Source organism: Pseudomonas sp. ITEM 17296, from assembly GCF_028895205.1.
Classification (GTDB): domain Bacteria; phylum Pseudomonadota; class Gammaproteobacteria; order Pseudomonadales; family Pseudomonadaceae; genus Aquipseudomonas; species Aquipseudomonas kermanshahensis.
In genome coordinates this window covers 128,355-146,507 of the sequence record NZ_WJRS01000005.1, presented here as the reverse complement: position 1 = coordinate 146,507, position 18,153 = coordinate 128,355, and the positions used below count along the sequence as shown (strand labels likewise).

The 18,153-nt window shown below is 61.5% G+C and carries 18 protein-coding genes and 1 pseudogene; 7 read left to right on the top strand and 12 right to left on the bottom strand.

Annotated features, from left to right (window positions below):
• Window positions 1-64: 64 nt before the first annotated feature.
• Window positions 65-910: an AAA family ATPase gene (locus GIB19_RS08255; RefSeq protein WP_027594591.1), complete on the top strand. Its 846-nt coding sequence runs from the start codon at window positions 65-67 to the stop codon at window positions 908-910.
• Window positions 911-920: 10 nt separating this feature from the next.
• On the top strand, window positions 921-2,099 hold the full coding sequence (locus GIB19_RS08250; RefSeq protein WP_265968506.1) for a vWA domain-containing protein: 1,179 nt from the start codon (window positions 921-923) through the stop codon (window positions 2,097-2,099).
• A 669-nt stretch (window positions 2,100-2,768) separates the two neighbouring features.
• On the opposite strand, the gene GIB19_RS08245 is transcribed toward GIB19_RS08250, so the two are convergent.
• A complete protein-coding gene (locus GIB19_RS08245) occupies window positions 2,769-3,329 on the bottom strand; it encodes an RHS repeat-associated core domain-containing protein (RefSeq protein WP_274885165.1) in 561 nt (186 codons plus the stop codon).
• 215 nt (window positions 3,330-3,544) lie between these two features.
• On the opposite strand from GIB19_RS08245, the pseudogene GIB19_RS08240 reads away from it, so the two are divergent.
• Window positions 3,545-3,859 (top strand): annotated as a pseudogene (locus GIB19_RS08240) (hypothetical protein); the annotation flags it as partial.
• 36 nt (window positions 3,860-3,895) lie between these two features.
• Here the strand turns inward: GIB19_RS08240 and GIB19_RS08235 are convergent.
• From GIB19_RS08235 to GIB19_RS08215, 5 genes are all read right to left on the bottom strand, one after another.
• Window positions 3,896-4,687 carry an RHS repeat-associated core domain-containing protein gene (locus tag GIB19_RS08235; protein ID WP_274885164.1) on the bottom strand — a complete coding sequence of 264 codons (792 nt, stop codon included), beginning with the start codon at window positions 4,685-4,687 and terminating at the stop codon, window positions 3,896-3,898.
• Between the two features lie 331 nt (window positions 4,688-5,018).
• Window positions 5,019-5,936 (bottom strand): 5-oxoprolinase subunit C family protein, encoded by a 918-nt coding sequence (locus GIB19_RS08230; RefSeq protein WP_274885163.1) that lies wholly within the window; start codon window positions 5,934-5,936, stop codon window positions 5,019-5,021.
• A complete protein-coding gene (pxpB, locus tag GIB19_RS08225) occupies window positions 5,933-6,628 on the bottom strand; it encodes a 5-oxoprolinase subunit PxpB (protein WP_274885162.1) in 696 nt (231 codons plus the stop codon). The genes GIB19_RS08230 and pxpB overlap by 4 nt, the downstream gene beginning before the upstream one ends.
• On the bottom strand, window positions 6,625-7,404 hold the full coding sequence (locus GIB19_RS08220; protein ID WP_274885161.1) for a 5-oxoprolinase subunit PxpA: 780 nt from the start codon (window positions 7,402-7,404) through the stop codon (window positions 6,625-6,627). The genes pxpB and GIB19_RS08220 overlap by 4 nt, the downstream gene beginning before the upstream one ends.
• Window positions 7,405-7,413: 9 nt before the next feature.
• Window positions 7,414-8,700: an MFS transporter gene (locus GIB19_RS08215; RefSeq protein ID WP_099455040.1), complete on the bottom strand. Its 1,287-nt coding sequence runs from the start codon at window positions 8,698-8,700 to the stop codon at window positions 7,414-7,416.
• A gap of 131 nt (window positions 8,701-8,831) precedes the next feature.
• Between GIB19_RS08215 and GIB19_RS08210 the strand changes: the two genes are divergently transcribed.
• Window positions 8,832-9,743 (top strand): LysR family transcriptional regulator, encoded by a 912-nt coding sequence (locus GIB19_RS08210; RefSeq protein WP_027594599.1) that lies wholly within the window; start codon window positions 8,832-8,834, stop codon window positions 9,741-9,743.
• 135 nt (window positions 9,744-9,878) lie between these two features.
• On the opposite strand, the gene GIB19_RS08205 is transcribed toward GIB19_RS08210, so the two are convergent.
• The 3 genes from GIB19_RS08205 to GIB19_RS08195 are packed head-to-tail and all read right to left on the bottom strand — an operon-like array spanning window position 9,879 to window position 11,695.
• Window positions 9,879-10,400: a DUF2937 family protein gene (locus tag GIB19_RS08205; protein ID WP_027594600.1), complete on the bottom strand. Its 522-nt coding sequence runs from the start codon at window positions 10,398-10,400 to the stop codon at window positions 9,879-9,881.
• A gap of 9 nt (window positions 10,401-10,409) precedes the next feature.
• On the bottom strand, window positions 10,410-11,183 hold the full coding sequence (locus GIB19_RS08200) for a class II glutamine amidotransferase (protein ID WP_027594601.1): 774 nt from the start codon (window positions 11,181-11,183) through the stop codon (window positions 10,410-10,412).
• 14 nt (window positions 11,184-11,197) lie between these two features.
• Complete coding sequence (locus tag GIB19_RS08195) at window positions 11,198-11,695, bottom strand: MFS transporter (protein WP_274885158.1); 498 nt, start codon at window positions 11,693-11,695, stop codon at window positions 11,198-11,200.
• 132 nt (window positions 11,696-11,827) lie between these two features.
• Between GIB19_RS08195 and GIB19_RS08190 the strand changes: the two genes are divergently transcribed.
• Window positions 11,828-13,870: a S9 family peptidase gene (locus GIB19_RS08190; protein WP_274885157.1), complete on the top strand. Its 2,043-nt coding sequence runs from the start codon at window positions 11,828-11,830 to the stop codon at window positions 13,868-13,870.
• A 335-nt stretch (window positions 13,871-14,205) separates the two neighbouring features.
• On the opposite strand, the gene GIB19_RS08185 is transcribed toward GIB19_RS08190, so the two are convergent.
• Entirely contained in the window at window positions 14,206-14,484 is a 279-nt protein-coding gene (locus tag GIB19_RS08185) for a hypothetical protein (protein ID WP_274885156.1), read from the bottom strand.
• A 132-nt stretch (window positions 14,485-14,616) separates the two neighbouring features.
• Between GIB19_RS08185 and GIB19_RS08180 the strand changes: the two genes are divergently transcribed.
• Both GIB19_RS08180 and GIB19_RS08175 read left to right on the top strand, forming a co-directional pair.
• Window positions 14,617-14,988: a YajD family HNH nuclease gene (locus GIB19_RS08180; RefSeq protein ID WP_027594605.1), complete on the top strand. Its 372-nt coding sequence runs from the start codon at window positions 14,617-14,619 to the stop codon at window positions 14,986-14,988.
• 71 nt (window positions 14,989-15,059) lie between these two features.
• Entirely contained in the window at window positions 15,060-15,530 is a 471-nt protein-coding gene (locus GIB19_RS08175) for an RNA methyltransferase (protein ID WP_027594606.1), read from the top strand.
• 163 nt (window positions 15,531-15,693) lie between these two features.
• Here the strand turns inward: GIB19_RS08175 and GIB19_RS08170 are convergent, their stop codons facing one another.
• Window positions 15,694-17,184, bottom strand: coding sequence for an aldehyde dehydrogenase (locus GIB19_RS08170; RefSeq protein ID WP_099430179.1), 1,491 nt, complete (start codon window positions 17,182-17,184; stop codon window positions 15,694-15,696).
• Window positions 17,185-17,186: 2 nt separating this feature from the next.
• The gene (locus GIB19_RS08165) at window positions 17,187-18,089 is read right to left on the bottom strand and encodes a dihydrodipicolinate synthase family protein (RefSeq protein ID WP_027594608.1); all 903 of its coding nucleotides are present in this window, start codon (window positions 18,087-18,089) and stop codon (window positions 17,187-17,189) included.
• Between the last annotated feature and the right edge of the window lie 64 nt (window positions 18,090-18,153).

The window sequence follows — 18,153 nt, the reverse complement described above, 5'->3', positions numbered from 1 at the left end:
GCTCCTGTGGGAGCGGGCTTGCCCCGCGAAAAGGCCGGCACAGCCACCCGCAGAGGACACTCCCATGAAGTTCGAAGGCACCCGCGACTACGTCGCCACAGACGACCTGAAACTGGCGGTAAACGCGGCCATCACCCTCGAACGCCCGCTGCTGGTCAAAGGCGAACCGGGCACTGGCAAGACCATGCTCGCCGAGCAGCTCGCGGCCTCCTTCGGCGCCCGCCTGATCACCTGGCACATCAAGTCCACCACCAAGGCCCACCAGGGCCTCTACGAGTACGATGCGGTCAGCCGCCTGCGCGACTCGCAGTTGGGCACCGAAAAAGTCCACGATGTGCGCAACTACCTGAAAAAGGGCAAGCTCTGGGAAGCCTTCGAGGCTGAAGAGCGGGTCATCCTGCTGATCGACGAAATCGACAAGGCCGACATCGAGTTCCCCAACGACCTGCTGCAAGAACTCGACAAGATGGAGTTCTATGTCTACGAAACCGACGAGACCATCAAGGCCAAGCAGCGCCCGATCATCATCATTACCTCGAATAACGAAAAAGAACTGCCCGACGCCTTCCTGCGCCGCTGCTTCTTCCACTACATCGCCTTCCCCGACCGCGCCACGCTGCAACAGATCGTCGACGTGCACTACCCGAACATCAAGCAATCGCTGGTCAGCGAGGCGCTGGACGTGTTCTTCGACGTGCGCAAGGTGCCGGGCCTGAAGAAAAAGCCCTCCACCTCCGAGCTGGTCGACTGGCTCAAGCTGCTGATGGCCGACAACATCGGCGAAGCGGTGCTGCGCGAGCGTGACCCGACCAAAGCCATCCCACCCCTGGCGGGCGCCCTGGTGAAGAACGAGCAGGACGTTCAATTGCTCGAGCGCCTGGCGTTCATGAGCCGACGCGGCAACCGCTGAGGGGCCGGCCATGCTGCTCAACCTGTTCAACGAAATGCGCGCGGCCAAGGTGCCGGTGTCGGTACGCGAATTGCTCGACCTGCTCAATGCCCTGCAAAAACGCGTGGTGTTCGCCGACATGGACGAGTTCTACTACCTGGCACGGGCGATCCTGGTGAAGGACGAGCGGCATTTCGACAAATTCGACCGAGCATTCTCGGCCTACTTCAAGGGCCTGGAAAACCTCGACCGCCACCTTGAAGCGCTGATCCCCGAAGACTGGCTGCGCAAGGAATTCGAGCGCTCGCTCACCGATGAAGAACGCGCGCAAATCCAGTCGCTGGGTGGCCTGGACAAGCTAATCGAGGAATTCAAGAAACGCCTTGAAGAGCAAAAGGAACGCCACGCCGGCGGCAACAAGTGGATCGGCACCGGCGGCACCAGCCCATTCGGTTCAGGCGGTTTCAACCCCGAAGGCATCCGCGTGGGCGAGGCTGGCCAGCGCCAGGGCAAGGCGGTGAAGGTGTGGGACCAGCGCGAGTACAAGAACCTCGACGACCAGGTCGAGCTGGGCACGCGCAACATCAAGCTGGCCTTGCGCCGGCTGCGCAAGTTCGCCCGTGAAGGCGCTGCCGAAGAGCTGGATATCGACGGCACCATCGACCACACCGCACGCGACGCCGGGTTGCTGAACATCCAGATGCGCCCGGAGCGGCGCAACACCGTCAAGCTGCTGTTGCTGTTCGACATCGGTGGCTCGATGGATGCCCACGTCAAAGTCTGCGAAGAGCTGTTTTCGGCCTGCAAGACCGAGTTCAAGCACCTGGAGTACTACTACTTCCACAACTTCGTGTACGAGTCGGTGTGGAAGAACAACCTACGGCGCACCTCGGAGCGGTTCTCCACCTTCGACCTGCTGCACAAGTACGGCGATGACTACAAAGTGGTGTTCGTCGGCGACGCGGCCATGGCGCCCTACGAGATCACCCAGCCTGGTGGCAGCGTCGAGCACTGGAACGAAGAAGCCGGGTATGTGTGGATGCAGCGCTTCATGGAGAAATTCAAGAAGATCATCTGGATCAACCCGTATCCGAAGCAGGCGTGGGACTACACGGCATCTACGCACCTGGTGCGGGATTTGATCGAGGACAAGATGTACCCACTGACCTTGCAGGGGTTGGAGGATGGGATGCGGTACCTGTCCAAATAAAGCTGTACCTTCAGCTCCCTCCATCCCAGTGGACCCAAGGGCGGCGGGGCTCAGAACGACTAGACGCCGATGCCGCCAATAATCTGCCAACCTTGGATCAAGGGAAGCAAGGATGCTTTCATTCGATACCGCCGCCGCAACACAGCCGTTTGACAATACGGCTCCAGTCCTTTTGTCGCGTTGCAGCGACCCACGACAAAGCCTTGGACTTTTTAAAGAGTTCGCTCATTTTCGATCCGCTGCCCTACTCCGGAAAATGCCGCCGCATTCTTATGTTTTGCTCTCTAATCCTTGGCCCTTCAAGATCCTGTTTACGCCAGAATTCTCTTGCGAACTCCATACCCGCACTTTCGTTTTCGTTAAGCATCTCCAGCCGCCTCCGAAAGTGCTCTGACAGCTACACATTATTCACCGCAAAGTTATCGGTATTTTGCTCAAGCTCTGCACGCGACAGAGACCTGGACGCGAGACCACCACTAGATCTAGAACGATCCATGCGTACATCTCTAATAGCATCAAGCGCCCAAAAATCTCGAACCACAACATCAGCCAAGGAACTTTCGCTACCTTTCAAGTACTTAAGTGCAGCCTCAGTAAGCTTTCGCCAATCACTCCCACTCAATACACCGCTATCAAGCAAAGCCTGTCGATCATAAATGTCAAGCCCATCTATACCTGACTCCAGATAGCGATTATATACCCCCACCTATTCCTGCGCTCATAACCATCAATACCATAGGGCAATAAGTAATTATACGCACCTCTGACAGAACGATAAATATCAGTCAAAAACTGTGGAACCGCACCTGAGGGATCCACATTATTGACAGGATCACCTTGACAATACGCATACGCATTTACACCGCCCGCACCAAATGGGCTTAACTTGTCTGCCGAGTAGAATCTACGCAATGAAGGACTGTAGCAACGACGGCCATTCCCCAGCAAGTAGCAACCTGAGACCGAGTCATTGTCTTCACCGTTAAACCTAATCAAAAATGAGTGATCGCCACTTGGTGCATACCCATATGGTGTATAAGCAAGCCTTACCTTAAACGTTCCAAAAACAGAGTGACTTTGCCCAAAGACCATGCATTCAACAACCTTAAAGGTTGCGGCGCTTTGAATCCCACCCAAGGGCATAGCACCCACTTTGAAGTGACGGTAATTTTGCAATTCCGAAATCTCCGCGACTCGCTGGCTATGTTCATAAAAGAAACGTGAGCTCATTGGCATTGCACCTTTTAATTACGGCATACCTATCACCTTTAATTATCGTGCATAACGAACGTGCAATCCGCAACTCGTAAAATTGCCAGGTGCGGCGCCAGCGATAATGTGCTTTCCAACCATGTGAATCACTCAATTGTTATTTATTGCCACGTGCACAAGTCATCATCGACACCAAATAGAGTTGCCCGTACCGCCCTCAGTGACAACGGTACAGGTATTCCACCTTCGACCTGCTGCACAAGTACGGCGATGACTACAAAGTGGTGTTCGTCGGCGACGCGGCCATGGCGCCCTACGAGATCACCCAGCCTGGTGGCAGCGTCGAGCACTGGAACGAAGAAGCCGGGTATGTGTGGATGCAGCGCTTCATGGAGAAATTCAAGAAGATCATTTGGATCAACCCGTACCCGAAGCAGGCGTGGGACTACACGGCGTCTACGCACCTGGTGCGGGATTTGATCGAGGACAAGATGTACCCGCTGACCTTGCAGGGGTTGGAGGATGGGATGCGGTATCTCTCCAAGTAAACACGTAGCCTGGCTGCGTCTCACCTGCATGCGCAGCTAAGGTGTGTAACGCTCATTCCAGAAGCCAGCGTGCCAATCCTTTTCGATCAACGGCTTGCCATCCCTTATGTTTGCAAGCCGTTCCTTGAAAATATGTATAACTTCTTCTTTGAGCTGACTATCCCCGACTTTTAGGGACTGACGTACCTCCGCGAACCTTTGGGAAGGAATACCGTTATCTGTCAGGTACATCACCATATCACCATCTCGTTTCGTCATTCCTTGACGAAAGCGTTTTTCGACAAATGCGCTTTGGACTGTGACTTTCCCCGTTAATCGTTTCAGCGCACGCTCTGTCATATTGATCATGATGGCGTCTGCCTGACCAGGGTAACGTTTGATCAAAGGTTCGAAATTTCCAGGAAGCAAGCGCTCAACCACAGGCCCGACATCACCGCTTTTGAAGCGAGCTTCAACGGCGTAACCGTTGAAGCCGCTGTCGATACCCAAGTTCGAGAAAGGTGCTTTTGTCCCCGCAGGAAAAACATTTCGCTGGATTTTTGAATTTGCCCAATGTGCCAGGTCTACAAGCGTATATCCTCGCCCGCTGGGATCAACTCTGTTTACCGGGTCTCCGGTACAGTAGGCATAGGCATTGATACCACCTTGGGCGAAGGGGCTTTCTGCATCTGCAGTGAAGAACCTCATCAACAGAGGGTCGTAGAACCGGTAACCGCGACCCAAGTGATAACCGCGCAGGTTTTCATCCAGATGTTCACCATTGAATGCCTGTGGATAGGCGGACTCGTGTCGGGAATGATCGCCATAAACCGAGTATGCTGCTTTCACGCCACCTGTTTGATACGCCCCCAGGACTGAGCGGGAACGGTCGACTGCAAGGCACAATATTTCAAGCTTGAAACTGGCAGAAGACCGGATAGCCAAAGGCACCGTATCGGTACCAAAGTATAAAATGCTCCCCGAGTCATGCAGCTCGCAGTGTCGTCGTTTTCCCGCATAGAAAAATGTTTTCTTAAAGATGAGCCACCTCCAGCAGTGGAGCATTGCCAAGCAATGAAGGGCAATGTTCGCAACATCGCAACGCGCCTACAACTGGCAAAATTAACAGCTCCGCGTTGGTTGTTACGACTGCACTGCGTTGATCTTTACCGGCTGCTCATCAGCACCAACGCTTCAGATAATCACGATGTGCCTGCCACGCGGTATCCTGCACGACCGCTTGAAACCTGACGACCGCCCCCGGCATGCACTGCGCCAATTGCGCCAGCGCCAACGGCGTCAACGCCCCCAGCCGCGGATACCCGCCAATGGTCTGCCGGTCATTGAGCAGCACGATCGGCTGCCCATCTGGCGGCACCTGCACCGCGCCCAGCGGAATCCCTTCGGAGATCATCGGCGCACCCTGGTAAACCAGCTGTGGCCCAAGCAATCGGATCCCCATGCGGTCTGCTCGGCTGTCCAAAGTCCAGTCACTGTTGAACGCTTCAAACAGGCTCATGCCGCTGAAGTCACCGATCTGCGCGCCCATCACCAGGTCGAGCACAGGCTTCGCCGAATACACAGGCCGCAACGCCCCAGGCACTTCGCGCAAGGCCGGGGATGAACCGGCAAATGTCAGCCCCTGACCTTTGCCAAGCGCGTCCCCTCGCCCATCGATGCCGCCAAGTCCTTCACGTACAACGGTGGCGCAACTGCCCAGCACTGCCTCGGCCTGGAACCCGCCAGGCGCAGCAAGATAAGCGCGTACGCCCTGCTTGGGCTGCCTCAAAGTCAGCTGCTGGCCCTTGGCCAGAGTAAAGCTGCGCCAAGGCGCCAGGGGCTGATCATCAACCCGCGCATCCAGGTCGGCGCCCGCCAAGGCCAGGACGCAATCCTGCTCCGCCACCACGCTGAATCCGCCCAACGCCACCTCGATCACTGGCGCACCCAGCGGGTTGCCCAGCAACCAGTTGGCCCAATTCATCGCCACCCAGTCCAGGGCCCCGCCCTGGGTCACGCCCAAGTGGCGCACGCCAAACCGCCCGGCATCCTGCAATTGGCACAGCGCGGTGCTGGCCTCGATGTTCAACTGCGTCATGCCTGCGCCTCCAGTGGGCTGTCATCCCCCCCCAACGCCCTGAACTCGGCGTGGGAAACCGCCACGAAACGCACCCGGTCACCCGGTTGCAACAAGCTGTAGCCTTCGCGTTCACGGTCGAACAGGCGCACCGGGGTACGCCCGATCAGGTTCCAGCCGCCTGGCGATACCGCCGGGTAAGCGGCGGTCTGGCGCTCGGCGATACCCACGCTGCCCGCCGCCACACGCTTGCGCGGGGTGCTCAGGCGCGGCGATGCCAGCCGCTCGTCCACCAGCCCCATGAAGCCGAAGCCTGGGGCGAAGCCGAGGGCGAATACCGGGTACTCGCGCTCGCTGTGCAGGCGGATCACCGCTTGCTCACTCAGGCCGGCGCGCGCCGCCAATACGGGCAATTCAGGGCCAACACTGGCGTCGTACCACACCGGAATCTGATGCCGACGGCCACCGCTGCCGGTGTCCGGCTGCAGCCCCTCCAGCGCTTGGGTGATCAGCGCCCTCGCCTGCCCAGGCGGCAGATCGAACTGCACCATCAGCGTGGTGTAGGAAGGCACCAAGTCCACCAGGTGCTTCCCGAACGCGGTATTCAAGCGCTGGCTGGCCGCGAGCATCCACGGCATGTTGGCTTCATCGATGGTGTCGAACAGGCGCACCATCAGGCTGTCGATCGCGACCACTTCAACGCGCACCTTCATGCTTGCTCCAGCGCATCGAGGGCCTGGCGGATCTGCCGCACCGCTGCCACTGAACTGTCGTTATCGCCGTGCACGCACAGGGTGCTGGCGCGCAGGCGCAACGCGCTGCCATCGTCCGCTACAAGGGTTTCGCCGCGGGCCAGGCGCACGGCCTGTTCGACCACGAGGGCCGGGTCATGGTGCACGGCGCCGGGCAGGCGCCGCGAGACCAGGTGGCCACTGGCGGTGTAGGCGCGGTCGGCGAAGGCCTCGAACCACAGCGGCACGCCAATCTTCTCCCCCAGGGCCTGTGCCGCACTGTCGTCGGCAGTGGCCATGAGCATCAACGGCAAGCCGCTGTCATAGGCCGCCACGGCTTCGAGCACCGCGCGCAACTTGAGCGGGTCGGCCATCATGTCGTTGTACAGCGCGCCATGGGGTTTGACATAGGCCACCCGGCTACCAAGCACCTTGCAGATGCCGTCCAGCGCACCGATCTGGTAGTGCAGCAGGTCGCGGATTTCCTCAGGGCTGCAGGCCATGGAGCGGCGGCCGAAGCCGACCAGGTCCGGGTAGGCCGGGTGCGCGCCGATGGTCACGCCATGGGCCAGTGCCAACTCCACGGTACGGCGCATGATGCTGGGGTCGCCGGCGTGGTAGCCGCAGGCGATGTTGGCGCAATCGATAAACGGCATCACTTCGGCATCCAGGCCCATGCGCCAGCTGCCAAAACTCTCGCCCATGTCACAATTGAGAAGCAGGCGTTCCACCACACAGACTCCCTTGTCGCTGTTCATAGGCCTACCTTACCGCGCCTGAAGGTGTTTGCCGCGTGTTTCCGGCAGGCTGAGCGCTGCCAGAATCACCACGCCGTACGAGACAGCCGAGAAAACACCAATCCCCAACCCCAGTGGCACCTTTTGGCTGAGCACGCCGATCAGCAAGGGGAACAGTGCGGCGATAACCTTGCCGATGTTGTAGCAAAAGCCCTGCCCCGAGCCACGAATGCGGGTGGGGAACAGTTCGGTCAGGAACGCGCCCATGCCACTGAAGATGCCCGAGGCGAAGAACCCCAGCGGGAAGCCCAGCCACAGCATCACGCCATCGCTGACCGGCACCTGCGTGTACAGCAGCACGATGATGAACGAGCCCACGGCGAACAGGATGAAGTTCTTCTTGCGGCCCAGCAGGTCGGACAGGTACGCGCTGACCACATAGCCGATGTAGGAACCGACGATCACCATCGCCAAATAGCCACCGGTACCCAGCACGCTGAGGCCGCGCTCGTTTTTGAGGAAGGTCGGCAACCACGAGGTGATCGCGTAGTAACCGCCCAGTGCTCCGGTGGTCAGCAAGGAGGCACGCACGGTCGTCCAGAGCATGCCGGGGGCGAAGATTTCGTAGAAGTGCGACGGTGCTTCGACCGCCTCAGCCGCCTTGGCCTGGCGGTACACCTCCGGGTCCTTGACCAGGCGGCGCACGAAGATCACGAACACGGCCGGCACCAGCCCCAGCAAAAACAGCGCGCGCCAGGCCTGCTCGGCCGGCAGCCAGGAGAACAGCAGCGCGTACAGAATTGCGGTCAGGCCCCAGCCGATGGCCCAACCAGACTGCACCATGCCCACCGCCTTGCCACGGTCCTGGGCGCGGATCACTTCGCCGATCAGCACCGCGCCGGCGGTCCATTCGCCGCCAAAGCCAAAGCCCATCAAGGTGCGGGCAATCAGCAGCTGTTCGTAGTTTTGCGCGAAGCCGCAGAGGAAGGTGAAGAACGCGAACCACAGCACCGTGAGCTGCAAGGTGCGGACCCGGCCAATACGGTCGGACAGGATGCCGGCGACCCAGCCGCCGATGGCAGACGCGATCAACGTACTGGTATGGATCAGCCCGGCCTCGGCGGTGCTGATGCCCCACAGCATGATCAGCGTGGGGATGACGAAGCTGAGCATCTGCGTGTCCATGCCGTCCAGGCCATAGCCGATCTTGCAGCTCCAGAAGGTGCGTCGTTGCTGCTTGTCGATGTCGCGGTACCAGGCGAAAGGCCCGGTCGAAGAAGGTGAAGCGACCTGCTGCTGCACGCCGGTGGGGTTCATGCTTGCCTCGGCTTGTTGGTATTGTTTTATGGGGCGACCTATTGCGTCGCGGCCTGGGCATCATTGTTCAGAGACCGCGCCGGGTGCGTCCAACGAGAAAAACCGCCGGTCTGGAACAAGAAAAACTGATCATGAACCTTCGTTTCCTCGAAACTTTCGTCTGGGTCGCCCGGCTCAAGAGCTTCCGCCTGACCGCAGAAAAGCTGTTCACCACCCAGGCCTCGGTCTCCAGCCGCATCGCCGCGCTGGAAGCCGACCTCGGCGTCAAACTGCTGCTGCGCGACTCGCGCGGCGTCAGCCTGACCCCGGAGGGCAGCAAGGTGCTGGAATACGCCGAGCGTATGCTCGACACCGCCAAGGCCATGAAGCAATCGCTGGACAGCGACCGGGCCAAGGTCGGGCGCATTCGCATCGGGGTGATGGACACGGTGATCCATACCTGGATGAGCGCGTTGGTAGCGGCGTTGACCGAGCGCTACCCGCAGGTAGAGATCGAGCTGGTGGCTGATACCGCGCTGAACCTGCGCGAGCAGCTGCAGAAGGGCTTTTTGGATGTGATCCTGCAGACCGACCTGTTGCGTGAACAGTCGATCCGCAGCCTGGACCTGGCGCGTTACCCGATGGGCTGGATCGTGGCCGCAGGCTCGCTCCAGCACCGTGATTACGCCTCGCTGGCGGAACTGGGCCGCGAGCGCATCGTGACCTTTTCGAAAAACTCGAGGCCACACCAGGAAGTGCTCAGCCTGTTGCAAGGCGCCGGGGTGCAAACACCGCGCTTGAACTGCGTGAACTCGGTGGCAGCGATTACCCGGCTTTTGCGCGACGGCTTTGCGGTGGGTGCGCTGCCACCGGCCTTGGTGGATGCGGAGCTAGGCTTGGGGGAATTGGTGCTGCTGGAAGGGCTGCAACCACCGCCCAGCCTGGAGCTGGTGGTGGCCTGGCAGACTGGCGTGGCATTGGTGGATGAGGTGGTCGAGGTGTGCCGGCAGGTGCTTGAGCGGTATGCGCAGGATGTGGGTGGGCAACGGATTGTGCTGGTCTAGGGATTATCGCTGCCTTTACCGGCCCTTTCGCGGGGCAAGCCCGCTCCCACAGGCTGCCCACTGAGCCTGAGAGCAGTGGGCAACCTGTGGGAGCGGGCTTGCCCCGCGAAGAGGCCCGCACAGGCGCTACATGACTCAGCGCCAGCTTTCCTTCACCACCCGGCGCCGCCCGCCCATGATCACCCAGCCAAGCGCCAGCAACAGGCTCTCGACCACAAAGGCCAGCACAAACCCGGCACCAATGCCCCAGCCAACCGCCTCTGGCACCAGCAGAATCTGGTAGCTGTAGCCCTTGAGCGTTTCTTCACGCATTTGCGGGTCCGGCTGTACCAACACATGCCAGGTACGGCTCACCCACGACCCTTGCAGCGCCTGCCATTCGTTTTCCAGCAGTTCGTTGCGGATCATCAGGCTTTCGATGCTGTTGGCATCACTGTTGAACACCGGGTCATCACTGCTGCGGTAATGCCGCAGCAGCGCCTGGAGGTCGCCATTGAAGAAGCGTTCGGCCGTCTGCTTGAAGCCATCCAGCGCCTGGCGTGATTCGAACAGGTGCGCCTCGACCCGCTGGGTGTAGTCATTTACCAGCCCCGGAACCTGGATACCGGCCAGCAGGCCGAAGGTGAACAGCAACAACCGCAGGTAACTTCTGAACATGCAGCGTCCTTAGCTCTGGCCTTGCGAAACGCACTCTCCGTGCCGCCACAGTGCCCACTCGCCCGGCGCGTAACGCGCCCAGGTCTCGTTCTCGGTCAGGGCCTCGGTGGCAATCACCGTGACCACGTCATTGGGGGTCGTTTCGGTGTGAAAATCGACGATCAGGTCGACATCTTTCAACCGTGCCGCACCAAAAGGTGCGCGCCGGGTAATGTGCACCAACTTGGTCGAGCAGAAGCAGAACAGCCAGTCGCCGTCACTGAGCATGCAGTTGAACACGCCCTTGCCACGGTAGCCGGCACAGGCTTCGACCAGCACTGGCAGCAGCTGTTCCACGGCTACCGGCTCTGGGAAGGCCGCGCGGATGCGGTTGAGCAGGTCGCAGAAGGCCGCTTCGCTGTCGGTATCGCCCACGGGCCGATAGAAGGTCGCTTCACCCTTGAAGTCGCCCAACTGGCCGTTGTGCGCGAAGCACCAGTTGCGGCCCCACATTTCGCGGACGAACGGGTGGGTGTTGGACAGGCACACCTTGCCGACGTTGGCCTGGCGGATGTGGCCAATGACCACTTCGCTTTTGATCGGGTAACGCTGCACCAGGTTGGCGACTTCCGACTCGCTGCTCGCGGCGGGGTCCTGGAACAGGCGCAGGCCACGCCCTTCATAGAAGCCGATGCCCCAGCCATCACGGTGCGGGCCGGTGCGGCCGCCGCGTTGCATCAGGCCGGTGAAGCTGAAAACGATGTCGGTGGGGACGTTGGCACTCATGCCCAGCAGTTCGCACATGCGCGTGTCTCCGATTACAGGCGAGGCTCGACCCGACCGCCGCCCGCAGGCGCGGCAGGGGGTGGATCGTTGCGGTAACGGTCGCGGCGCTCGGCCGCCAGCGGGGCGTCGACCCGGACCTCGTCATCTTCGGCGGCCTGGCGCTTGGCGGCGGCCTCGGCTTGCTCGCGGCGCTCACGGGCACGCTTTTCCAGCGGCCAGCGCACCAGCACGAAGAGCAAGTACAGGCCAAAGGCGATCATGCCGTACATGGCAAAGTCGGACACCGCGCGCCAGGCGTTGTTGCCGACCTTGAAGGCCACGTCCAGGGCGGTAATGGCGATGGCTGGGGCAAAGCTGTCCTTGACCGGGTCGACGATGGTCGGGGTCAGCAGCAGTACCGCCAGGATCACCCGCAGCGGTTCGCGCAGCCAGCGCCACATCCAACCCGTGAGCTTGAAGCCCACCAACAGGCAGCCCAGGGCGGCAATGGCGTACAGGCCCCAGGCGAGGGTATAGTCGTTCTCGGTCATGGTGTTCGTGCAAGCCAGGCAAAGAGTTGCCTATGATAAACACTTTTCAGGGCGCAGACAGCGCTTCCCTGTTCAGGCTTGCCCGCGAAGCGGCCTGAACAGGCACCGCAAGCCCTCAGCCAAGGACCCCCGATGCCCACCAAGCCCCAGCCCCCCATCGCCCGTGCAGACCAAGCCGCCGACCCATACGCCTGGCTGCAACAGCGCGACGCGCCCGAGGTGCTCGAATACCTGCAGGCCGAGAACAGCTACCAGGAGGCCTGCCTGGCCGACCAGGCGCCCCTGCGTGAACAGCTGTTCGAGGAAATCAAAGGCCGCATCCAGGAAACCGACCTGTCGCTGCCTTCCCCTTGGGGCCCGTACCTGTACTACACCCGCACCACCGCCGGCGACGAATACCCGCGCCATTACCGCTGCCCGCGCCCGGCTGACGACTCCAACACGGTGGATGAAAGCCGCGAACAGCTGCTGCTCGACCCCAATGCACTGGCCAACGGCGGCTTCCTGTCACTGGGGGCGTTCAACGTCAGCCCCGACCATCGCCTGCTGGCCTACAGCCTCGACACCAGCGGCGACGAGATCTACACCCTGTACGTCAAGGACCTGGGCGACGGCAGCATCACCACCCTGCCCTTCGAGGACTGCGACGGCAGCCTGACTTGGGCCAATGACAGCCAGACGCTGTTCTTCGCCGAACTGGATGACACCCACCGCCCTTGGCGCCTGCGTCGTCACACCCTGGGTAGCAGCGGCGCGCCAACCGTGTTCGAAGAGCCCGACGGCCGTTTCTTCCTGCATTGCTACCGCACCAGCTCCGAACGCCAGTTGGTAATGCTGCTGAACAGCAAGACCACCAGCGAGGCCTGGGTACTCGACGCCGAAACGCCGCAGCTGCCGTTCACCTGCCTGGCGCCACGGGTTGAAGACCATGAGTACTTCCCGGACCACGGCCAGCTCGATGGCGAGTGGCGCTGGTTCATCCGCACCAACCAGGACGGCATCAACTTCGCCCTGTACCACGCCCCGGCCGATGACGTACCGACCCGTGATCGCTGGCAGTTGCTGGTAGCGCACAGCGACGAGGTGATGCTGGAAGGCCTGAGCCTCAACGCAGGGGCATTGACCCTGAGCCTGCGCGAAGGTGGCCTGCCGATCATCGAAGTACGCCCCCAGGGCCTGGCGGCTTACCGTGTCGAATTGCCGGATGCTGCCTACAGCCTTTACGTGCAGGCCAGCCTTGAGTTCGTCAGCACCCGCGTACGCCTGCGCTACGAAGCGCTCAACCGCCCGGCCCAGGTGCGGCAGCTGGAACTGGCCACCGGTGCACAGGCGGTGCTCAAGCAAACCCCGGTGCTGGGTGCGTTCGATGCCGACGACTATGTCAGCCAGCGCCTGTGGGCCACCGCCCAGGACGGCACACAGGTGCCGATCAGCCTGGTGCGCCGCCGCGAAGACCTGGGCAAGACCGTGCCGCTGTACCTGTATGGCTACGGCGCCTATGGCGAAAGCCTCGACCCGTGGTTCTCGCATGCCCGCCTGAGCCTGCTGCAGCGAGGCGTGGCCTTTGCCATTGCCCACGTGCGCGGTGGTGGCGAGTTGGGTGAAGCCTGGTACCGGGCCGGCAAGCAGGCACACAAGCAGAACAGCTTCACCGACTTCATCGCCTGTGCCGAGCACCTGATCACCGAAGGCGTGACCTCGCCCGAGCGCCTGGCCATCAGCGGCGGCAGCGCGGGTGGGTTGTTGATGGGCGCTGTGCTCAACCTGCGCCCCGAGTTGTTCCGCTGTGCGATTGCCGAAGTACCTTTCGTCGACGTGCTCAACACCATGCTCGACCCCGACCTGCCGCTGACCGTCACCGAGTACGACGAGTGGGGCAACCCGCAAGAGCCCGAGGTGTATGAGCGCATCAAGGCCTATGCACCGTACGAGAACGTAACAGCCCAGGCCTACCCCGCCATGCTGGTGGTGGCCGGCTACAACGACAGCCGCGTGCAGTATTGGGAGGCCGCCAAGTGGGTCGCCCGCCTGCGCACGCGCAAGACCGATGCCAACTTGCTGCTGCTCAAGACTGAAATGGGGGCTGGGCATGGCGGCATGAGTGGGCGGTACCAGGGGCTCAAGGATGTGGCGCTGGAGTATGCCTTTGTGTTTGGCGAGTTGGGGGTGGTGTAGCGCAAAGGTGAGACCGCGCAGTGTTTTATAGGTGCATGCCGTTGGGGATACAGCGGCTTTGAAACCGAGCGCCGCCCGCGCGGCACATCGCGAGCAACGCTCGCTCCTACGTTTGTTTCTGGCCAATTATTACTGAGGTATTGGCGCGCGGCCCCTTGGCGTACACCTCAATATCGGGACGTATAAACAAGGCGGTCGCGCGCGCTGCCACCGGCGTGACTGGCCCGAAACGAACGTAGGAGCGAGCGTTGCTCGCGATGCGCCGCGCGGGCGGCGCTCGATTTACGCCACACCGCAAATTCCACGGCCATCCTTTCCCGCCCAAAACCGTCACTCTAATCCTCCTCCACCGGCACCTTCGGCGGCTCTGGCCGCAAGCCTGGCAACGGCTGGTCCTTCGGCGGCCCAGGCACCGGCATTGGCGGCAACAACGGTGCGCCAGGCTGGCTGTCATAAGCCTTCGGCGGCGTACTCGGGGTGATCTGCGGATAGGGCGTGGGCGTGGGCGTGCCGGGGGCGCCGGGCACGGGTGTATTGAGCCGGGGTGGCGCGCTGGCGGCTTCGGCCATGGGCAGGCCAGCCAGGAGCAACGCGGTGAGGATCGCATGCAACATCAGCAACCTCCTGTCGGGAACCTTCCTACAGGCTACGCCTAAATGGAAGCTTTCGCCTGTCCGCCTGGCCTGCAAGCGCGCTAGACTCAGTGGCATAACCGTCATTTGCCTGATCAGAACAAAGGAAACACCATGAGCTCGGCCTCTACCTCCGCCGCCACCGCACGCCTCGACCGCATCCTTGCCGACGCCAAGCGCGACAAAGAGATGGGCTACCGCGACAAGGCCCTGAAAATGTACCCGCACGTGTGCGGCCGCTGCGCCCGCGAGTTTGCCGGCAAGCGCCTGAGCGAGCTGACCGTGCACCACCGTGACCACAACCACGACAACAACCCGCAGGACGGTTCGAACTGGGAGTTGCTGTGCCTGTACTGCCACGACAACGAACACTCGCGCTATACCGACCAGCAGTATTTCAGCGAAGGCTCGACCAGCACCCCGAGCATCGCCAAGGCTACCCATAACCCGTTTGCCGGGCTGGCTGGCCTGCTGAAAAAAGACTGACCATCGACACAGCCCCCGCTGCGGCCGGCGAGCCCGTATAATCGCGCTTTTTTTGCGAAGGGCCCCGGCACGTGGCAAACAAACGATACAGCTGCATCGGCCTGTTCAACCCCAAGTCGGCGGAAAACGTCGGCTCGGTGATGCGCGCAGCGGGTTGCTACGGCGTCAACTCGGTGTTCTACACCGGCAAACGGTATGAGCGCGCCCGCGACTTCGTCACCGACACCAAACGTGTGCACTACGACATCCCGCTGATCGGCATCGACGACCTGCAGCGCATCATTCCGCTGGGCTGCACGCCGGTGGCGGTAGAACTGGTCGACGGCGCACGGCCGCTGCCCGAGTACACCCACCCGGATCGCGCCATCTACATTTTCGGGCCAGAAGACGGCAGCCTCGATGCGGATGTGCGGGGGTGGTGTGAAGAGACCATCTACATTCCGACCCAGGGGTGCATGAACCTGGCGGCGACAGTGAATGTGGTGCTGTATGACCGGATGGCCAAAGGGCTGAATACCCGGTCGGGGCCCAAGTTCAAGTAAAAAAGCCGCCTCTAAGGGTGCCTGTACCGGCCTCTTCGCAGCACAAGGCTGCTCCTACATCGTCCTGTAGGAGCAGCCTTGTGCTGCGAAGAGGTCGGTAGAGGCATCACCAGAGGCGGCCAGGTGCTGAGCTCCGTCAGAACAGCACCGTCCTGCAGTCAGCTCACGAAGCGTTGATCCAGATGGTCTTCAACTCCGTGTACTGATCGTGCGCCCAGATGGACTTGTCGCGCCCACCAAAGCCGGACTCTTTGTAGCCGCCGAACGGCGTCGAAGCATCGCCTTCGCCGAAGCAGTTGACCGTGACCACACCCGCGCGGATTTCCCGCGACAAGCGCAGGGCATTGCGCAGGCTGCCGGTGTAGGCCGAAGCCGCCAGGCCGTAGATGGTGTCGTTGGCCAGCTCGATCGCTTGGTCAATGGTTTCGAAGCTGGTCACGCTCAGCACCGGCCCGAAGATTTCCTCGACGAACAACCGATTGTCAGGCGTCACCCCGTCAACGATGGTCGGTTGCACGAACACGCCCTGCTCGGTCTCACCGCCCTGCACCACGTTGAGCTTCTGCTCGGCGGCATATTCCAGGTAAGACTTCACCTTCTCGAAGTGCGCTTTGCTGACCATCGCCCCCAAGCGGTTTTCCGGGTCCAGCGGGTCGCCCAGCTTCCAGTCCTTCAAGTGCTTGCCGATCAGCGTCAGCAGCTCGTCCTTGACGTCCTTGTGCACGATCAGGCGCGAGGACGCCGAGCAGTTTTCGCCCATGTTCCAAAACGCACCGGCGGTAACGAACTGGGCCACTTCGTCCAGGTCTTCACAGTCGTTCATGACCACGGCCGGGTTCTTGCCACCCAGCTCCAGCACGATGCGCTTGAGGTTCGACTCGGCGGCGTATTTCAGGAACAGGCGGCCGGTGTCGGTGGAACCGGTGAAGCTGACCATCGGGATGTCCATGTGGCGGCCGATGGCTTCGCCCACTTCACGGCCACCGCCTGGCACCAGGTTGAACACACCCGCCGGTACGCCGGCCTGATGCGCCAGCTCGGCCACGCGCAGGGCGCTGAGGGTGGTTTCCTTGGCCGGCTTGACCACGATCGAGCAACCGGCCGCCAGCGACGGGGCAATCTTCCAGGCCAGCATCAGCAGCGGGAAGTTCCACGGCAGCACCAGGCCGACCACACCGATGGCTTCACGCACCACCATGGTCACGGCCGCATTGCCGGTGGGGGCGGTGTTGTCGTAGATCTTGTCGATCAGCTCGGCGTGCCAGCGAAGGGTGTGGATGGTTTCCGGCACGTCGACGTTCTGGCATTCGCTGACCGGCTTACCGCTGTCCAGTGCCTCCAAAACCGCCAGTTCGTGGCTGTTGTCTTCCAGCAGCTGGGCGAACTTCAGCAGGATGTGCTTGCGCTCAGCGGGTTGCAGTTTCGACCACGAGCCGTCTTCGAAGACACGCTTGGCCGCCGCCACGGCAACGTCGACATCCTGCACGTCGCAGGCGGCGACTTCGGCCAGCTGTTTGCCAGTGGCCGGGTTGGTGGTGACGAAGGTACGGCCCGAGACGGCATCGCGGAACTCACCGTCGATGAACGCCTGGGTGCGCAGTTGCAGGTCGGCGGCGATGGCCGCGTACTGTTCCTTGCTCAGCAATTCAGCCATGGTCAGGCACCTCCGGTGATCTGGGCGATGTTGCGCTTGAGTTCAGTGACCACGCGCTCGAGTGCCTGCTTCTCGGCGGCATCCAGGTCGTACAGCGGTTTGCGCACGCCACCGGTGCTCAGGCCGTTCAGCGCGCAGCCGTACTTGATCGACTGGACGAACTTGCCACCTTCGAGGAAGTCCATCAGCGGCATCATGGCGGCCATGATGCGGCGGCCTTTGGCGAAGTCCTTCTCGATCACGCAGGCCTCGAACAGGGCCACGTGCTCACGCGGGATGAAGTTGGAACCGGCGCAAACCCAGCTCTGCGCGCCCCAGGCGAAGAACTCCAGGGCCTGGTCGTCCCAGCCGCACGACAGCTGGATGTTCGGGCGCTGGATGGCCAGGCGGTGCAACTGGGCCATGTCGCCCGAGCTCTCCTTGATGGCGACGATGTTTTTCACATCGGCGACCGCATCGAAGAATTCCTCGCCCATGCCCACGCTCATGCGGCCTGGGTAGTTGTAGAGCATGATCGGCAGGCCGGCAGCCGCGTCGACCGCTTTGACGTGCAGGGCGATTTCCTGTTGGGTCGGCAGCGCGTAGGGCGGCGTGCCCACCAACAGCGCGTCGGCCTTGATTTCCTTGGCGTGCTTGGCGAAGGCCACGGAGTCTTCGGTGCGGATCGCGCCGGTGCCGATGATCAGCGGCAGGCGGCCATTGAGCACGTCCTTGGCCTGGGCGGCCAGTTCGATGCGCTCTTGCGCGGTGTGGGCGTAGTACTCGCCGGTGGAGCCACCGATGATCACGCCGTGGATTTTCGATTCGACCAGGTAGTCGAGTACTTCGGCGAACGCCGCCTTGTCGATCGAGCCGTCCGCAGCCAGCGGAGTGATTGCCGGGGTGTAGATGCCTTCGAATTTCACGGTAGGTTCTCCAGTGCGTTGTTCAGGGGTGTAGAAGCCACAGCGGTTCTACGCTGCGGCGGCT